The sequence below is a fragment of the Pseudomonas sp. NUPR-002 genome, from assembly GCF_056322725.1.
Window position 1 is genome coordinate 3,857,056 of record NZ_CM150476.1, and the last position, 14,704, is coordinate 3,871,759.

The window sequence follows — 14,704 nt, forward strand, 5'->3', positions numbered from 1 at the left end:
AGCCCGCTCCTACCGGAAGTCGCGGCTGCGGATATCCAGCCCTTGCAGCAAAGGGCTGAGATCTTCCAGGCGCTGGGCTATCAGGTGGCGCACACCGCTTTCAGATTCCAGCCGCCCACTCACCCGCAGCAAGCGTGAGCCAACCAAGGCCCGGCGCTGACGCTCGGCCAGCTCACGCCAGACCACGACGTTGACATTGCCAAACTCATCTTCAAGGGTGACAAAGGTGACGCCACTGGCGGTCTGCGGGCGTTGCCGGCCGGTCACCAGGCCGGCGACGCTGACTTTGTCGCCATGCTCGGCGCCCTCCAGGGCCTGCGAGCTGCGACAGCCCAGGGCATCGAGACGGCGGCGCAACAAGGTCAGTGGATGCGGGCCCAAGGTGGTGCCAACACTGGCGTAATCGGCAAACAGGTCTTCGCTGACCGAGGGTTGCGGCAGGCTCACTGGCGCTTCTGGCGGCGCCTCGATACCGGCGAACAAGGGCAACTGCGCCTGCACCGCCGCCACACTCCAACGCGCCCGGTAGCGGTCGCTGGCCAACCCGCGCAAGGCCCCGGCGTCGGCCAGCAGTTCACGGGCCCGGGCATCGAGTTGGGCGCGCAGGCAGAGGTCGCTGACGTCACGCCAGGGCGCCGCGCTGCGCGCCTGCTCGATACGCTGGGCATCTTCCTGGCGAAAGCCGCGAATCTGCCGCAAACCCAGACGAATCGCCAACGCCTGCCCTGCCCCCGGTTCCAGGCTGCAGTCCCAGTCGCTATGGCAGGCATCCACCGGGCGGATCTCGATGGCATGCCGGCGTGCATCCTGCAGGATCTGGTCAGGGCTGTAGAAGCCCATCGGCCAACTATTGATCAGCGCGCAGGCGTAAATTGCCGGCTCATGACACTTGAGCCAGCAACTGGCGTAGGTCAACAAGGCAAAGCTGGCAGCGTGGGACTCAGGAAAGCCATAGCTGCCAAAGCCTTTGATCTGCTCGAAGATGCGCTCGGCGAACTCACGGCTGTAGCCATTGCCGAGCATGCCGCTGATCAGGCGTTCGCGGTGCGGTTCCAGGCCGCCATGGCGTTTCCAGGCCGCCATGGCACGCCGTAACTGATCGGCCTCGCCTGCTGAATAGCCACCGGCGACCATGGCCAGCTCCATCACCTGCTCCTGAAACAGCGGCACGCCCAAGGTGCGCTCGAACACCTGCTGCAACGCTGGCGACGGGTAAGTCACCTCCTCCAGGCCCTGGCGCCGACGCAAGTAAGGGTGAACCATGTCGCCCTGGATCGGCCCGGGACGCACGATCGCCACCTCGATGACCAGATCGTAGAACTTCCGCGGTTTGAGGCGCGGCAACATGGCCATCTGCGCCCGCGACTCGATCTGGAACACGCCGATGGTGTCGGCGCGGCCGATCATGTCGTAAGTGGCGGCGCAATCGGCGGGGATCTTGGCCAGGCTCAGTTGGCGACCGCGATGGCGGTACAACAGGTCAAAACAGCGGCGCAAGGCGCTGAGCATGCCCAGGGCGAGGATATCGACCTTGAGCAGGCCGACCAGATCCAGATCGTCCTTGTCCCACTGGATCACCGTGCGCCCCGGCATTGCCGCATTCTCCACCGGCACCAGACTGGCCAGCGGCTGCTCGGAAATCACGAAGCCGCCCGGATGCTGAGACAGGTGGCGCGGGAAGCCGATCAATTCGCCGGTCAACACCAATACCCGGCGCAACAACGGGCTGTCGGGGTCGAAGCCGGCTTCACGCAACTGTTCCGGCGGCGGCAAGCGATCGCTCCAGCGCCCGCAACAATCGGCCAGTGCGTTGATTTGTGCCACCGGCAAGCCCAACACCCGGGCGATATCACGCACCGCACCGGCGGCATGGTAGGTGCTGGCCACGGCGGTCAAGGCGGCACGGTGACGACCGTAGCGGTTGAACACGTACTGCAGGACCTCTTCACGGCGGTCGTGTTCGAAATCGACGTCGATGTCGGGCGGTTCATCGCGTTCGCGCGACAGAAAACGCTCGAACAACAAGTGACTGTGCATCGGGTCGAGCTCGGTGATGCCCAGCACGAAACACACCACCGAGTTGGCCGCCGAACCGCGCCCCTGGCAGAGGATGCCCTGGCCACGGGCAAAGTTGACGATGTCGTAAACGGTGAGAAAGTAGTGCTCGTAGTTCAGCTCGGTAATCAGCTCGAGCTCGTGTTCCAGCGCTTGCCGCGCCTTCTCGGCAATACCCTGCGGCCAACGCCAGTGCTGTTTCTGCTCGCACAAGTGGCGCAACCAGCTGCTGGCTGTCTGGCCGGCGGGCACCAGTTCGCTGGGGTACTGATAGCGCAGCTGGCTCAGGTCGAAGCGACAGCGCCCGGCAATACGCAGGGTTTCATCGAGCAACGCCTGCGGGTACAGCTCGGCCAGTTGCGCCAAGGGCCGCAGGTGGCGTTCGCCGTTGGCGAACAGACGCTGCCCGGCCTCGGCCACGGTGCAATGGTGACGGATCGCCGTCATGCTGTCTTGCAAGGCCCGGCGACCACGGGCATGCATGTGTACATCACCCGCCGCCACCGCAGGCAGTTGCAGCGCCGCAGCCAGGGCCAGAAGCTGTTGCAGGCGCCGCCCGTCATCAGCGCCACGGTGCAGTTCCACCGCCAGCCACAGGCGCTCGGCGAAGCGTTCCTGCAGCCACTGGCCACGCGCCAGGTCGTGCTCGTTTTCATCAGGCACCCAGAGGGCCAGCAAACCCTCCAGTGGCGCGTCGAAATCTTCACGCAGCACCTGGTAAGCGCCTTTCTGCGCCCGTCGCCGCCCTTCGGTGATCAGCCTGCACAGGTGCTGATAGCCGAGCAGATTTTCTGCCAGCAGCACCAGCTTGGGCCCCTCGTGCACACGTATTTCACTGCCGACGATCAACGGCACCTCGGCCGCCTTGGCCGCCTGCCAGGCCCGGACGATACCGGCCAAGGTGCACTCGTCGGTGATCGCCAAGGCCTGATAACCCTGCTGGCGCGCTCGGCTGAACAACTCCTGGGCGCTGGAGGCACCGCGCTGGAAGCTGAAGTTCGACAGGCAGTGCAGTTCGGCATAGGCCACTGGCGTGCTCATGCAAACCAACCCTGCAGCCACAGCGGCCCCGCCTCGCCAAGGGTGCGGTAGGCCCAGGCGTACTGCCCGGTGGGGGTCTGCACCCGGTAGTAGTCGCGACGCACATCGCCGCCGTCCCACCAGCCAGACTCGATCCGCTCAGCCTCGGTCAGCAGTTGCATGCCCTGCTCCGGCAACGCCTGGGGCTCGGCCAGCAGCCAGCCCGGACGCAGCGCTGTTGCGGTAGAGGGAAGCAGCAGCGCCGGATTGTCCAGGCGCCAGGCGCATTCCGGGCGGTGGTCGGCCTGGGTTGACAGGCTGTGTACCGCCGCGTCGCCCAAGCGTGCACGCAGACGCTCGCGCAGTTGCTCCCAGGGCTGGTTCTGCTGCGCACGCGGGTCAAACAGTTCGCGGTGCTGCGGGACAAAGGCCGGCAGGTCTTCGGCCTGCAAACGCAGGTTGCGCACCGGCGCCTGCAACTGCAGTTGCTCAAGGCGGCCACGGGCCAGCTCAAACAGCATCAGCGGGTCACGCTCGGCGGCCAGCAGGCCAACGGGCACACAGGTGTCTGCGCCCTCGGCATGCTCCAGGTGCACGGTAAAACGCTGCACGCCACTGTCGCGGCCGGCCAGGAATGCCGCCAGGTCGTTAATCAGACGACGCAGCGGAAAGAGCAAGGCCTGGTGCGACTCAACATCGAAATTCAGCTCCAGGCGCGCATCGAAACGATCGGGCGGCAGGTAGAACGTCAGGGCCATGGGCCGCAGCCCAAGCAAACGGTCCAGATGCAGTTGCACCGCCGCGGCAAAACGCCGGGCCACGGCTTCGCGGGGCAGCGCCATGACCTGAGCGAGCCTGCGCAGCCCCATGCGGGCGAAAGCGCTGGCGGCCTCGGCGGGCAAACCGACACGTTCGATGGGCAGTTGCTCAAGGGCGGCGCGCGTTTGTTCAGGGCAATCGAGCGCCAGGCCATCATGACAGTTGGCAAGCATACGCGCGGCCACCGGGTTACTGGCCAGCACAATACGGTGACGAAAACCCAACGCACTCAACTCGGCGCGCAAGCGTGCTTCGAACGCAGGCCACGGGCCAAACAGGCCGAGGCTGGATTCGACTTCCAGCAACAGCACCCGTGGGTAGTGCAGGCTGACCTGGGAGCTGTACTGGTAAGCCCAGGCCGCGAGCAGTTGCTGCAGGGCGTCGATGGCGGCAGGGTCATGGTCGACGCAGGCGAAATTGCCCGCCAGCGCCTGAGCGCTGGTCAGTGGCTGCCCGGCGCGCAGGCCGAGCGCCGCCGCTGCCGGATTGACCGCCTGCAGCACCCGGCGCTGCGGTGGCCCGTTGAGCAGCACCAGCGGCGCGTCAGGGTCAGCGCGCCCACGCAATACCGCGTCGAGTGCCAGCTGTGGCAGCACAATACAGGCCCAGAGCATGATCCATCAGCCTCGCCCTGGGCAGGCAATCGGCATCGCCGGGGCCAGACCGCCACGGCACTTGAGGACGCGCCATTGCGCCGGGTGGCTATCGACGGCAATACGCAAGGCCGCCGGTGACGGGTTCAATGCGGCCTGCAGAGGGCGCAAGGCAAAGGCCAGGGTCTGTCCGCTTTCAGCGGCCACCTGCAAGCGCCGCAGAGCGCGGTCGTCGGCTTTGTCCGGCCAGCACAACACCGCCCCGCAACTGCCCGAGCGCAAACATTGCTCGGCCGCCCAGAACACTTCGTCCGCCGCCGTCTCGACCAGCGTCAGCCACTGCAGATCAACGCCAGCCGCCTGCCAGGCCGGTGCATACGGAATGAACGGAGGGCTAATCAGCACCACCCGCTCGGCAGCGGCGGTCAGGCGCGCCAGGCTCGGCCAGAGCAACTGCAGCTCACTGCTGCCGCGGGCAGCCAGCAACACTTCGGTCAATGCAGCGGGCGGCCAGCCACCGCCGGGTAGCAGCGCATCCAGCGGCGCATGGCCGGTGGGCTGCTCACCCCGGGGCTGAACCTGAGGGCGCCCCTTCCAGACCCGCCGCTGGTCGAGCAACCCGTCGAGGCTGACTACCGCGCCCATCAGCCGCGCCTCACCAGACCGCAGAACACGCCCTCAATGACGAAGTCCTGGCCCGGGCCAACCTCGATCGGGGCATAGGCCGGGTTACGCGGCAGCAAACGGTACTGCTGGGCACTGACCCGTTCGAAGCGCTTGATGGTTACCTCGCCGTCCAGGCGGGCGACGATGATCTGCCCGTCACGGGCTTCTGCCTGTTGCTTGATACCGACCAGGTCGCCGTCAAGGATGCCGTCATCGAGCATCGAGTCGCCGCGCACCTTGAGCAAGTAGTCGGGCGAACGGCTGAACAGCTGGGCATCGAGCATCAGCTGCTCGTGGATATCGACGTCCGGGCCGATCGGCCGCCCCGCCGCCACCTGGCCCAGCACCGGAATTTCCAGCACCTCGGGGCGGCGCAACGCCCCGGCCAGGCGAATGCCGCGGGCCTGGTTGCGGGTGACCTCAATGAAACCGGCCTCGGCCAGCGCCTGGATATGTTTGCGGGCCACGCTACGGGAGGCAAAACCGAATGCCGTGGCAATGTCGGCCAGGCTCGGCGGCTGGCCATGCTCGGCAATGCGTTCGCGGATGAAAGCGAGGATGGCGCTGCGTTTGGGCGATAAAGTATTCATGGAGTACATTTGTACTCTTTTCCGCGCACACTGACCAGCCCCCATGATCGGGTTATGATGAGCGGCCACTGCAGCGGATACTCAGCATGCTTGATGCGTTATTGTTTGATCTCGACGGCACCCTGACCGATACCGACAAACTCCACCTGCTGGCCATGCAACAGCTGTTGCTCGAAGACGGCCGGGTATTGACTGAGGCGCAGTTCGACGCCCACATCAGCGGTCGGGCCAACGCCGACCTGTGCCGCTACCTGTTTCCCGACCGCCCGCTGGCCGAGCACCAGGCCTTCGCTGACCGCAAGGAAGCGCGTTTTCGCGCCCTGTCACCGACCCTGCAGCCCACTGCCGGGTTGCTGCGCCTGCTGGCGCATGCCGAAGAGACCGGCATCGGTATGGCGGTAGTCACCAATGCGCCACGGGCCAATGCCGTGCATATGCTCAAGGCCATGGGCTTGGGTGAGCGCTTCAAACATGTGCTGGTCGCCGAAGAGCTGCCCCGGGCAAAACCGGACCCGCTGCCCTACCTCACGGGCCTCGAATGCCTGCAAGCGCAGGCCAGCCATGCCCTGGCTTTCGAAGATTCAATGCCTGGCGTAACGGCCGCCAGCCGTGCCGGGATTTTCACCGTTGGCCTGGCCACCAGTCAGACACCCGAGGCCCTGATCGCCGCTGGTGCACAACTGGTCATAAAAGATTTCGAAGATCCACAACTATGGGCACTGATCACCCACATGCAGGCAGGCGCGGGCTTGCCCCGCGATAAACCCTGCTGACTCACCCAGAAATACAGCGCGTGGCAGCCGTTTTCACGTCACCCAGACGCAGCGGAAAGTTATTGAGCCGCTCATACAACTTGATGCTGCTGCCGCTGCCGCGCTCATTGATATCCACCAGCGCCGCAGGCCCGGCACCGACTTTCTGCGGAACCACCAGGCGCAAGCCATCGTGGTGCTGCTCAACTTCAAGCGGACCCCGGGTTTCAGCCAAGTGCTGCTGTACGCAGGTGGCGTACTCCTGGGGCTTCTTGCCAGAAATCACGTTCAAGGTTTCCGGCGAATTTTCAAGCTCCGATACACTGGCGCAACCGCCAAGCGTAACTGCCAACGCTGCTACAACCCACTTCATCAAGCTACACCTCCACCACGGAAAAACACTCTGACCACGCAAAGACCATTTTGCTCCCTGGATTGGCAGATTTATCCCGGCACCGACACGAAGCACGACCGTATCAGCAATGATCATGGTATCGTTTTGAATTGCCCAAAGATCCATTGCGGAGAGCAACATGAAATTCGTACACCAGCGCGAGCACCTCAACGAAGACGATATCGTCGTCATCGAGTGCTCCCAGCGCTGCAATATCCGCCTGATGAACGACGCCAACTTCCGCAGCTTCAAGAATGGCGGGCGCCACACCTATCACGGCGGTGCATTCGTCGACTTCCCGGCAAAAATCACCGTACCCAGCACCGGCTTCTGGAATATCACCATCGATACCGTTGGCCCGCGCGCGTTGTCGGCAGTGAGCAAGCCGACCTTCACCCACAAGATCAAGTTCATCCGCCGTTCGTCGTCGAAACTGAGATAAGCCATGAGCCAGACCACCAAATACGTCATCAAATACAAGCTTGACGGTGAACAACGCTTCGACTTCGCCCAGATGAGCAGCGATGCCCCTGAGGAAGTACAGGCTGCACTGCAGAAGCTCCACGGCGAAGACGCGAAAAAAATCACCGATGTAAAGGTCAGCAAAGCCCTGTAACGGTCACAACGCACAAGGAATCCCAGGCATGAGCCAATGGCCGGACACCCGCCTTCTCGATCTGCTAGGCATTGAACTACCGATCATTCAGGCGCCGATGGCCGGAGCCACGGGCTCGGCCATGGCCATTGCCGTGAGCAACGCAGGCGGCCTGGGCTCGCTGCCGTGCGCAACCCTGAGCCTGGAGCAGATCCGCGCCGAACTTGAAGCCTTTACCCAGGCCTGCAAGGGGCCGCTGAACGTCAATTTCTTCTGCCATCAGCCGCCGCAACCCGACCCCGCTCGCGATGCGGCCTGGAAGCAGGCACTCAAGCCCTACTACGACGAGCTGGGCGCCGATTACCAGGCACCCACTCCGGTGTCCAACCGCGCACCGTTCGACGACGCCACCTGCCAATTGGTCGAGGAATATCGCCCCGCCGTGGTGAGCTTCCACTTTGGCCTGCCGCAGGCCGATTTGCTGGCACGGGTCAAGGCCACCGGGGCCAAGGTGCTGTCCAGCGCCACCACCGTCGATGAAGCGATCTGGCTGGAACAGCACGGCTGCGATGCGATCATCGCCATGGGCTACGAAGCCGGTGGGCACCGCGGGATGTTCCTCAGCAGCGATCTGAACACCCAGGTCGGCACGCTGGCGCTGGTGCCACAAATCGTAGATGCGGTGAAGGTGCCAGTGATTGCCGCCGGTGGCATCGGCGACCATCGCGGCATTGTCGCCGCCCTGGCGTTGGGCGCTTCGGCAGTCCAACTGGGCACTGCTTACCTGTTCTGCCCGCAAGCCAAGATTTCGGCCGCCCACCGCCAGGCGCTGCACAGCGCCAAGGAAAGCGACACCGCACTGACCAACCTGTTTACCGGGCGCCCAGCGCGCGGCATCAACACCCGGATCATGCGCGAGCTGGGGCCGATCAGCCCACTGGCACCGCAGTTCCCCTTGGCTGGCGGTGCGTTGATGCCGCTGCGGGCGATCAGCGAACCTCAGGGCAACAGTGATTTCAGTAACCTCTGGTCGGGCCAGGCGCTGCGTCTGGGACAAGCCCTCCCCGCCGAAGAACTGACCCGCACCCTGGCAGAAAACGCCCTCGCGCAACTCAAGCGCTGAAGCAGTGCTTCCCGTTTGTCGGGTAATCGCTATATAGTCACCTACATAACGATTATCCCTCAGCCTATGGAGCTGTGTTTCATGAGTAAGTGCGCCCCTCGATTTGCCTTGGCCGCCCTGGCCACGTTCATGACCTTCACCAGTGCCTGGGCCGATGAGGTTCAGGTCGCTGTCGCGGCCAACTTCACCGCGCCGATCCAGGCCATCGCCAAAGATTTCGAGAAAGACACCGGTCACAAGCTGGTCGCTGCCTACGGCGCTACCGGGCAGTTCTACGCGCAGATCAAGAACGGCGCACCGTTCGAAGTGTTCCTCGCCGCCGATGACAGCACCCCGGCGAAGCTGGAAAGCGAAGGCGACAGCGTCAAGGGCTCACGCTTTACCTATGCCATTGGCACGCTGGCCCTGTGGTCAGCCAAACCAGGCTACGTCGATGCCCAGGGTGAAGTGCTGAAAAAGAACGCGTTCAAGCACCTCTCGATCGCCAACCCGAAAGCCGCCCCTTATGGCTTGGCCGCTACCCAGGTGCTGGACAAGCTCAAGCTCACCGAAGCCACCAAGGGCAAGATCGTCGAAGGCCAGAACATTACCCAGGCCTTCCAGTTCGTCTCCACCGGCAATGCCGAGTTGGGCTTCGTAGCGCTGTCGCAAATCTACAAAGACGGCAAAGTCAGCGAAGGTTCGGCCTGGATCGTCCCAGCCAGCCTGCATGAGCCGATCAAGCAAGACGCCTTGATCCTCAACAAAGGCAAAGACAACCCGGCCGCCAAGGCGCTGGTTGAGTACCTTAAAGGTCCGAAAGCAACGGCCCTGATCAAGTCCTACGGTTACGAAATCTGATGCCACTGGACGCCAGCGACCTGGGTGCCATCTGGCTGACCTTCAAACTGGCCAGCCTGACCACCTTGATTCTGTTGTTGGTCGGCACCCCGATCGCCTGGTGGCTGGCGCGTACGCGCTCCTGGTTGCGCGGGCCGGTGGGCGCGGTGGTGGCCCTGCCGCTGGTGCTACCGCCGACGGTCATCGGTTTCTACCTGCTGCTGGCCCTGGGGCCGAACGGCTGGATCGGACAAACCACCGAAGCGTTGGGGCTGGGCACCGTGGTGTTCAGCTTCAGCGGCCTGGTGATCGGTTCGGTGATCTACTCGATGCCCTTTGTCGTGCAACCCTTGCAGAACGCCTTCAGCGCCATTGGCGAGCGCCCGCTGGAAGTGGCCGCTACGCTGCGTGCCAGCCCATGGGACAGCTTTGTCCATGTGGTGCTGCCACTGGCCCGGCCCGGCTTTATCACCGCAAGCATCCTTGGCTTTGCCCACACCGTGGGCGAGTTCGGCGTGGTGCTGATGATTGGCGGCAACATCCCTGACAAGACCCGCGTGGTGTCGGTACAGATCTTCGACCACGTCGAAGCCATGGAATACCTGCAGGCCCACTGGCTGGCGGGTGCCATGCTGGTGTTTTCTTTCCTCGTGCTACTGGCGCTGTACTCCAGCCGCCAGGGCAAATCGACCTGGAGCTGAGTGTGGAGAAAATGATTCACGCTCGGCTCAAAGTAGCCCGCGACAGCTTCGAACTGGATGTCGACCTGCAATTGCCCGGGCGCGGCATCAGCGCACTGTTTGGCCATTCCGGCTCGGGCAAGACCACCTGCCTGCGCTGCCTGGCGGGCCTGGAGCGGGCAGCCGATGCCTACATCGAAGTCAACGGCCAGATCTGGCAAGACTCGCGCCGCAACCACTTCATCGCCCCACACCTGCGCCCGATTGGCTATGTGTTTCAGGAAGCCAGCCTGTTCCCCCACCTGACGGTACTGGGTAACCTGACTTTCGGCTGGCGGCGCATTCCGGCCCAGGCGCGCAAGGTCAGCCTGGAGCAGGCCTGTGCTTTGCTGGGGATCGAGCACTTGCTCGAACGCAAACCGGCCACATTGTCGGGCGGTGAGGCCCAGCGTGTGGGTATCGCCCGAGCCTTGCTCAGCAGCCCGCAATTGCTGTTGATGGACGAGCCACTGGCTGCCCTCGATGGCCCCCGTAAACGCGAAATCCTGCCTTACCTTGAGCGCTTGCACTCAGAACTGGAGATCCCGCTGATCTACGTCAGCCATGCCCAGGACGAAGTGGCCCGGCTGGCAGATCACCTGGTGCTACTGGAACAGGGCAAGGTTCAGGCCAGCGGTCCGATTGCCGCAACCCTCGCGCGTCTCGACCTGCCCTTGGCTCAGGGCGACGATGCCGGTGTGATCATCGAGGGCCGGGTGAGCAGCTATGACGCTGACTACCAATTGCTCAGCCTGCAATTGCCTGACAGCACGCTGCAGCTACGTCTGGCTCACGAGCCTCTGGCCCTGGGCACACCCTTGCGACTCAAGGTCCAGGCCCGCGATATCAGCCTGAGCCTGAACGAAGACGCGCACTCAAGCATCCTCAATCGCCTTCCGGTACGGGTCGTCAGCCACCAGGCAGCCGATAATAGTGCCCACGTGCTGGTCAGTCTCAATGCTGACGGCAGCGTGCTGCTGGCCCGCATCACCCGTTATTCTGCCGATCAATTGGGGCTACACAGCGGCCAGCAGCTCATGGCCCAGATCAAGTCGGTGGCACTACTGGGATAATCACGCCCCTGCCCCCTTGAAAAACGATTCAGCAGACCTCAGCTCTACTATCATGCAGAGAAATTTCCCATATTCGCTCAAGCCCCCTATGCTTGCGGGCGTAAGCAGCATTCGCTGCTACAGAACGCTCAATGGCCCCCAAGGGAGCCTGCGACCAAAGACTCTCTACAGAATCTGTGTTCGAGGGAATTAATATTCCCCGAAAGCGTCTTTAATGAACCTGAATTCAACACATAAGTGCAACGCTCGCCCCTGCATAAACTTCGTACGGCGTCTTCCAGCCCAGGCGTTTTCGCGGGCGTAAATTGATCTTCGTTACCACGCGACTGACCGCCTCGACGGTCAGCTTGCTGAAGTCGCCGCCCTTGGGAAAATACTGCCGGAGCAGGCCGTTGGTATTTTCATTAGTGCCTCGCTGCCAGGATGAATAGGGTTCTGCAAAAAAGACTTGGCACTGGCTCCGATGCGCAATGCGTTCATGCCCGGCAAACTCCTTCCCGTTATCCAGCGTCAGCGTGTGAACAGCATGCCCCTTGAGCAACAGATTGATCGCCCGCGTTACCTGCCGGCGCGTCCTGCGCTTGACCGGATAGGCGCTCAGGTAGCCGCTTTTACGATCAACCAGCGTGACCAGATTGCCGCCTACGCCATGCACCGTGTCACCCTCCCAATCACCTAGACGCTCGCGGGCTTCGACCTCAGCAGGGCGCTCGGTTATCGATACGCGATTACGCAACTGTCCGCGCCGGTCGTGGCTTCCGTAGCGTTTTCGGTACAGCTTCCTGCGGTGCCGCAAATACTTGTATAACTCGCCACCTGCGTGTTTGTCGGTGGCGATAAACCGATAAATCCACTCGTGACTGACCGCGCGCTCCGGCTGCTCTTGCTTCAGGCGCTGAGCAATCTGCTCCGGGCTCATACCGTGTTTTAGCCAGAGCGGCAGATAATGGCTGAACCACGTTAATGGCTTGCAGTGCTTGCGCGCCTGCGCTCGACGGGCATCACTTTCATGGGTCGCAGCAACCGCTTTGTAGGTCTTCTGGGAGCTGTTGCGGCGAACCTCACGACTGATCGTCGAGGGATGTACGCCAACCTGTTTCGCGATGCTTGCCTGGCTTTTTCCGGCGCTCAGACCGGCCTCAATCTGGTAACGTTGGCCCTGAGTCAGCTGCCGGTAATGCGTAGTCATCTGCGCTTGAATCCTTCGGTGTGAGAGCCTGGATTCTACCGGTGGCTGACTCTCTGCCTATCGTTTCAAACGTTGCACTTATTCTATGAATTCAGGGAAGGAAAAGAGGAACGCGTTGCACGCGCTCCGGGCTTGTGTGGGTGCGACCTGCCAGGCAACTTATCGTTACCAAGGAGATATACATGCTGATACTCACCCGCAAGGTTGGCGAAACCATCGTCATTAACGATGACATCAAAGTCACCATTCTGGGCGTCAAGGGCATGCAAGTGAGGATTGGCATCGATGCACCTAAAGATGTCCAGGTGCACCGTGAAGAAATCTACAAGCGCATTCAAGCTGGCAGCCCGCCACCAGAAAAAGGAGACAGTCACCACGACTAATATCTGCTGATTCAAGCCGCACGGATGCGCTTGAGCCCAAGCACAACCGCTCCAGAGGTGGCAGCAATGCCCTCATGACGGCTTGGGCGGTCGAAGCAGTTCGTTTACCTTGGCGACCAACGTGGGGATATCGAAGGGCTTATCGAATACGGCCACGAACAATTCCGGGCTATCCCACCCTTCGTGCGCCTGGGCACCGCTGATCAAAATCACTGGTAATGCCCGCAACTGTGGGTCTTCACGCATTTTCAGCGCCAGCTCCTTACCGTTGAGCCTGGGCATCATGTAATCGGTGATCACCAGCTCCACCGGTGTGCGCGCCAGCGTTTCCAGTGCCTGTTCGCCATTGCCGACCTTCAATACTTCAAAGCCTTCGTCTTCCAGCAGAAATCCCAGAATATCGGCAATCAGGTACTCGTCGTCGACCACCAGGATCGTGCTCATGATCGCCCCGACCGCCGACTCACGCGCCCGCCGCTGGCGCTGGCGTGCCGGACAGCACTGCCGTGGCCTGGGTGAAGGCTTTGTGTAGTTCGATACCCTGGGCGCTGATGATCAGCTCCAGCAGCGCCGGATCGTAGTCGCTATCGCGCACCTTGAGAATCGACAGCAAGCGCTTGAGCTCCGACTCCAGTTCAACAAAACGCATCAGCAGCAGGTTATCGACAATACTCGACAGGTCGGGCGCAGGCGCATTGATTTCCGAACCGAAAATATCGCGCATCTCCCAGGTTGCCAGCACACTGACGTCACGCGCACGCAACTCGCCGATCAAGGCTCGAAAGAACTCGTTGAGCCGCGCCGGATGGGTGGCCAGGCGGGAGAAAGCCCCCAGACTGTCAATCAGGACACGACGAATGCCCAATGTCTGAACCTGACGCAGCAAACGTGCCCCCACCTCATCGAGCACACCTTCGGTGGTCGGCTGCCAGGCAATATGCAATGCACCACTGCGTTCCATGGCCACGAAGTCATGCCCCAGGGCGCTGGCTTTCAAGCGCAGGCGCTGAGGCGTTTCATAGAAACCAAAGTGCAGCCCAGGTTCCTTTACCGTGGCGGCCGCCAGAAAACTGACCCCAAGCGATGTCTTGCCAATCCCCGACGGCCCCATCGCCAGGGTCATCGAACCTGAAGGCAAGCCACCGCCGAGCAACTGATCGAGACCCTTGATCCCACTCGAGACCCGCTTCAATTCACTACTGCCCATGCCGCTGGGGTGACTGAACAGCGATTCCAGGCGCGGATAGACTTGCAGGCCATCCGCGGTGATTTCACATTCATGCAGCCCCGACAACGCACCACTACCGCGCGTTTTGCGCAGCTGGATATTGCGCACGGAGCGACTGCCCGACAGCGCTTCGGTCAGTTCGATAACCCCATCGACCATGGTGTGCTCGGGGCTGCCATCATCCAGCTGCGAGCTGGTCAACAGCAACACCGTGCATCCCGCAAACGCGGCATGACCTTGCAGCTCGGCAATGAATTTTTTCGTGTCCAGCACGGTGTCTGCGCGCGACCGTGCGGTCAGCAGACCATCGACGACCAGCAGCGTCGCCTGATGATGGCTGATTTCGCCACGCAGCAATTTGACCACGTGCTCCAGCCCTTCCCGCTCCAGGGTATCGAACGCGCTGACAAACTGGATCTGATTACCCAGCACAGCTGAGTCAAAGAAGCTCAGGGTCGACAGGTACTGGAACAATCGCTCATGGGACTCGCTCAGCAGGGTGGCGACCAGCACGCGCCCGCCTTGACCGGCGTGCTTGAACGCCAACTGATTGGCCAGAATGGTCTTCCCCGACCCTGGCCGCCCCTGAACGATATAAGAGGCGCCAACGATCAGCCCCCCTTTGAGCAATGCATCCAGGCCTTCGATACCCGTGGTCAGGCGTTTGAGTGGCTCCACGATAGGTG

Annotated in this window: 16 protein-coding genes; 8 read left to right on the top strand and 8 right to left on the bottom strand. The window is 62.3% G+C overall.

Annotated elements, in window-relative coordinates; all coding sequences use genetic code 11:
• Positions 1-9: 9 nt before the first annotated feature.
• The 4 genes from ACVWSC_RS17325 to lexA are packed head-to-tail and all read right to left on the bottom strand — an operon-like array spanning position 10 to position 5,752.
• Positions 10-3,117 carry an error-prone DNA polymerase gene (locus tag ACVWSC_RS17325; RefSeq protein ID WP_442108060.1) on the bottom strand — a complete coding sequence of 1,036 codons (3,108 nt, stop codon included), beginning with the start codon at positions 3,115-3,117 and terminating at the stop codon, positions 10-12.
• Positions 3,093-4,508, bottom strand: a complete 1,416-nt coding sequence (locus tag ACVWSC_RS17330) for a Y-family DNA polymerase (protein ID WP_442108062.1) — start codon at positions 4,506-4,508, stop codon at positions 3,093-3,095. Before ACVWSC_RS17330 ends, ACVWSC_RS17325 begins: the two co-directional genes overlap by 25 nt.
• Positions 4,509-4,514: 6 nt before the next feature.
• Positions 4,515-5,132 carry a translesion DNA synthesis-associated protein ImuA gene (gene imuA / locus ACVWSC_RS17335; RefSeq protein WP_442108064.1) on the bottom strand — a complete coding sequence of 206 codons (618 nt, stop codon included), beginning with the start codon at positions 5,130-5,132 and terminating at the stop codon, positions 4,515-4,517.
• Complete coding sequence (gene lexA, locus ACVWSC_RS17340) at positions 5,132-5,752, bottom strand: transcriptional repressor LexA (protein ID WP_442108066.1); 621 nt, start codon at positions 5,750-5,752, stop codon at positions 5,132-5,134. Before lexA ends, imuA begins: the two co-directional genes overlap by 1 nt.
• Positions 5,753-5,829: 77 nt before the next feature.
• Between lexA and ACVWSC_RS17345 the strand changes: the two genes are divergently transcribed.
• A complete protein-coding gene (locus ACVWSC_RS17345; RefSeq protein ID WP_442108068.1) occupies positions 5,830-6,516 on the top strand; it encodes an HAD family hydrolase in 687 nt (228 codons plus the stop codon).
• Position 6,517: 1 nt separating this feature from the next.
• Here the strand turns inward: ACVWSC_RS17345 and ACVWSC_RS17350 are convergent, their stop codons facing one another.
• Complete coding sequence (locus ACVWSC_RS17350; RefSeq protein ID WP_442114323.1) at positions 6,518-6,868, bottom strand: hypothetical protein; 351 nt, start codon at positions 6,866-6,868, stop codon at positions 6,518-6,520.
• 160 nt (positions 6,869-7,028) lie between these two features.
• On the opposite strand from ACVWSC_RS17350, the gene ACVWSC_RS17355 reads away from it, so the two are divergent.
• From ACVWSC_RS17355 to modC, 6 genes are all read left to right on the top strand, one after another.
• Complete coding sequence (locus tag ACVWSC_RS17355) at positions 7,029-7,331, top strand: DUF1883 domain-containing protein (protein WP_133215748.1); 303 nt, start codon at positions 7,029-7,031, stop codon at positions 7,329-7,331.
• A 3-nt stretch (positions 7,332-7,334) separates the two neighbouring features.
• Positions 7,335-7,505 carry a hypothetical protein gene (locus ACVWSC_RS17360; protein WP_442108070.1) on the top strand — a complete coding sequence of 57 codons (171 nt, stop codon included), beginning with the start codon at positions 7,335-7,337 and terminating at the stop codon, positions 7,503-7,505.
• A gap of 28 nt (positions 7,506-7,533) precedes the next feature.
• Positions 7,534-8,607 carry an NAD(P)H-dependent flavin oxidoreductase gene (locus ACVWSC_RS17365; RefSeq protein WP_442108072.1) on the top strand — a complete coding sequence of 358 codons (1,074 nt, stop codon included), beginning with the start codon at positions 7,534-7,536 and terminating at the stop codon, positions 8,605-8,607.
• A gap of 81 nt (positions 8,608-8,688) precedes the next feature.
• Positions 8,689-9,447 carry a molybdate ABC transporter substrate-binding protein gene (gene modA / locus ACVWSC_RS17370; protein WP_442108074.1) on the top strand — a complete coding sequence of 253 codons (759 nt, stop codon included), beginning with the start codon at positions 8,689-8,691 and terminating at the stop codon, positions 9,445-9,447.
• Positions 9,447-10,127 (top strand): molybdate ABC transporter permease subunit, encoded by a 681-nt coding sequence (gene modB, locus ACVWSC_RS17375; RefSeq protein WP_133215745.1) that lies wholly within the window; start codon positions 9,447-9,449, stop codon positions 10,125-10,127. The genes modA and modB overlap by 1 nt, the downstream gene beginning before the upstream one ends.
• Positions 10,128-10,129: 2 nt before the next feature.
• A complete protein-coding gene (modC, locus tag ACVWSC_RS17380) occupies positions 10,130-11,218 on the top strand; it encodes a molybdenum ABC transporter ATP-binding protein (protein WP_442108077.1) in 1,089 nt (362 codons plus the stop codon).
• 226 nt (positions 11,219-11,444) lie between these two features.
• On the opposite strand, the gene ACVWSC_RS17385 is transcribed toward modC, so the two are convergent.
• The gene (locus tag ACVWSC_RS17385) at positions 11,445-12,407 is read right to left on the bottom strand and encodes an IS30-like element ISPsme1 family transposase (protein ID WP_442107591.1); all 963 of its coding nucleotides are present in this window, start codon (positions 12,405-12,407) and stop codon (positions 11,445-11,447) included.
• Positions 12,408-12,589: 182 nt separating this feature from the next.
• On the opposite strand from ACVWSC_RS17385, the gene csrA reads away from it, so the two are divergent.
• On the top strand, positions 12,590-12,790 hold the full coding sequence (gene csrA, locus ACVWSC_RS17390) for a carbon storage regulator CsrA (protein WP_442108079.1): 201 nt from the start codon (positions 12,590-12,592) through the stop codon (positions 12,788-12,790).
• A gap of 72 nt (positions 12,791-12,862) precedes the next feature.
• On the opposite strand, the gene ACVWSC_RS17395 is transcribed toward csrA, so the two are convergent.
• The gene (locus tag ACVWSC_RS17395; RefSeq protein WP_442108081.1) at positions 12,863-13,234 is read right to left on the bottom strand and encodes a response regulator; all 372 of its coding nucleotides are present in this window, start codon (positions 13,232-13,234) and stop codon (positions 12,863-12,865) included.
• Positions 13,235-13,253: 19 nt separating this feature from the next.
• Positions 13,254-14,699, bottom strand: a complete 1,446-nt coding sequence (locus tag ACVWSC_RS17400; protein ID WP_442114324.1) for an ATPase domain-containing protein — start codon at positions 14,697-14,699, stop codon at positions 13,254-13,256.
• Positions 14,700-14,704 lie beyond the last annotated feature (5 nt).

What these genes read in the sequence shown, in the direction of transcription:
- ACVWSC_RS17350 (WP_442114323.1), bottom strand. Translation starts at nt 6,868, where the DNA reads ATGAAGTGGGTTGTAGCAGCGTTGGCAGTTACGCTTGGCGGTTGCGCC.
- csrA (WP_442108079.1), top strand. Translation starts at nt 12,590, where the DNA reads ATGCTGATACTCACCCGCAAGGTTGGCGAAACCATCGTCATTAACGAT.
- ACVWSC_RS17385 (WP_442107591.1), bottom strand. Translation starts at nt 12,407, where the DNA reads ATGACTACGCATTACCGGCAGCTGACTCAGGGCCAACGTTACCAGATT.
- ACVWSC_RS17330 (WP_442108062.1), bottom strand. Translation starts at nt 4,508, where the DNA reads ATGCTCTGGGCCTGTATTGTGCTGCCACAGCTGGCACTCGACGCGGTA.
- modB (WP_133215745.1), top strand. Translation starts at nt 9,447, where the DNA reads ATGCCACTGGACGCCAGCGACCTGGGTGCCATCTGGCTGACCTTCAAA.
- ACVWSC_RS17365 (WP_442108072.1), top strand. Translation starts at nt 7,534, where the DNA reads ATGAGCCAATGGCCGGACACCCGCCTTCTCGATCTGCTAGGCATTGAA.
- ACVWSC_RS17345 (WP_442108068.1), top strand. Translation starts at nt 5,830, where the DNA reads ATGCTTGATGCGTTATTGTTTGATCTCGACGGCACCCTGACCGATACC.
- lexA (WP_442108066.1), bottom strand. Translation starts at nt 5,752, where the DNA reads ATGTACTCCATGAATACTTTATCGCCCAAACGCAGCGCCATCCTCGCT.
- ACVWSC_RS17355 (WP_133215748.1), top strand. Translation starts at nt 7,029, where the DNA reads ATGAAATTCGTACACCAGCGCGAGCACCTCAACGAAGACGATATCGTC.
- modA (WP_442108074.1), top strand. Translation starts at nt 8,689, where the DNA reads ATGAGTAAGTGCGCCCCTCGATTTGCCTTGGCCGCCCTGGCCACGTTC.
- ACVWSC_RS17360 (WP_442108070.1), top strand. Translation starts at nt 7,335, where the DNA reads ATGAGCCAGACCACCAAATACGTCATCAAATACAAGCTTGACGGTGAA.
- ACVWSC_RS17395 (WP_442108081.1), bottom strand. Translation starts at nt 13,234, where the DNA reads ATGAGCACGATCCTGGTGGTCGACGACGAGTACCTGATTGCCGATATT.
- imuA (WP_442108064.1), bottom strand. Translation starts at nt 5,132, where the DNA reads ATGGGCGCGGTAGTCAGCCTCGACGGGTTGCTCGACCAGCGGCGGGTC.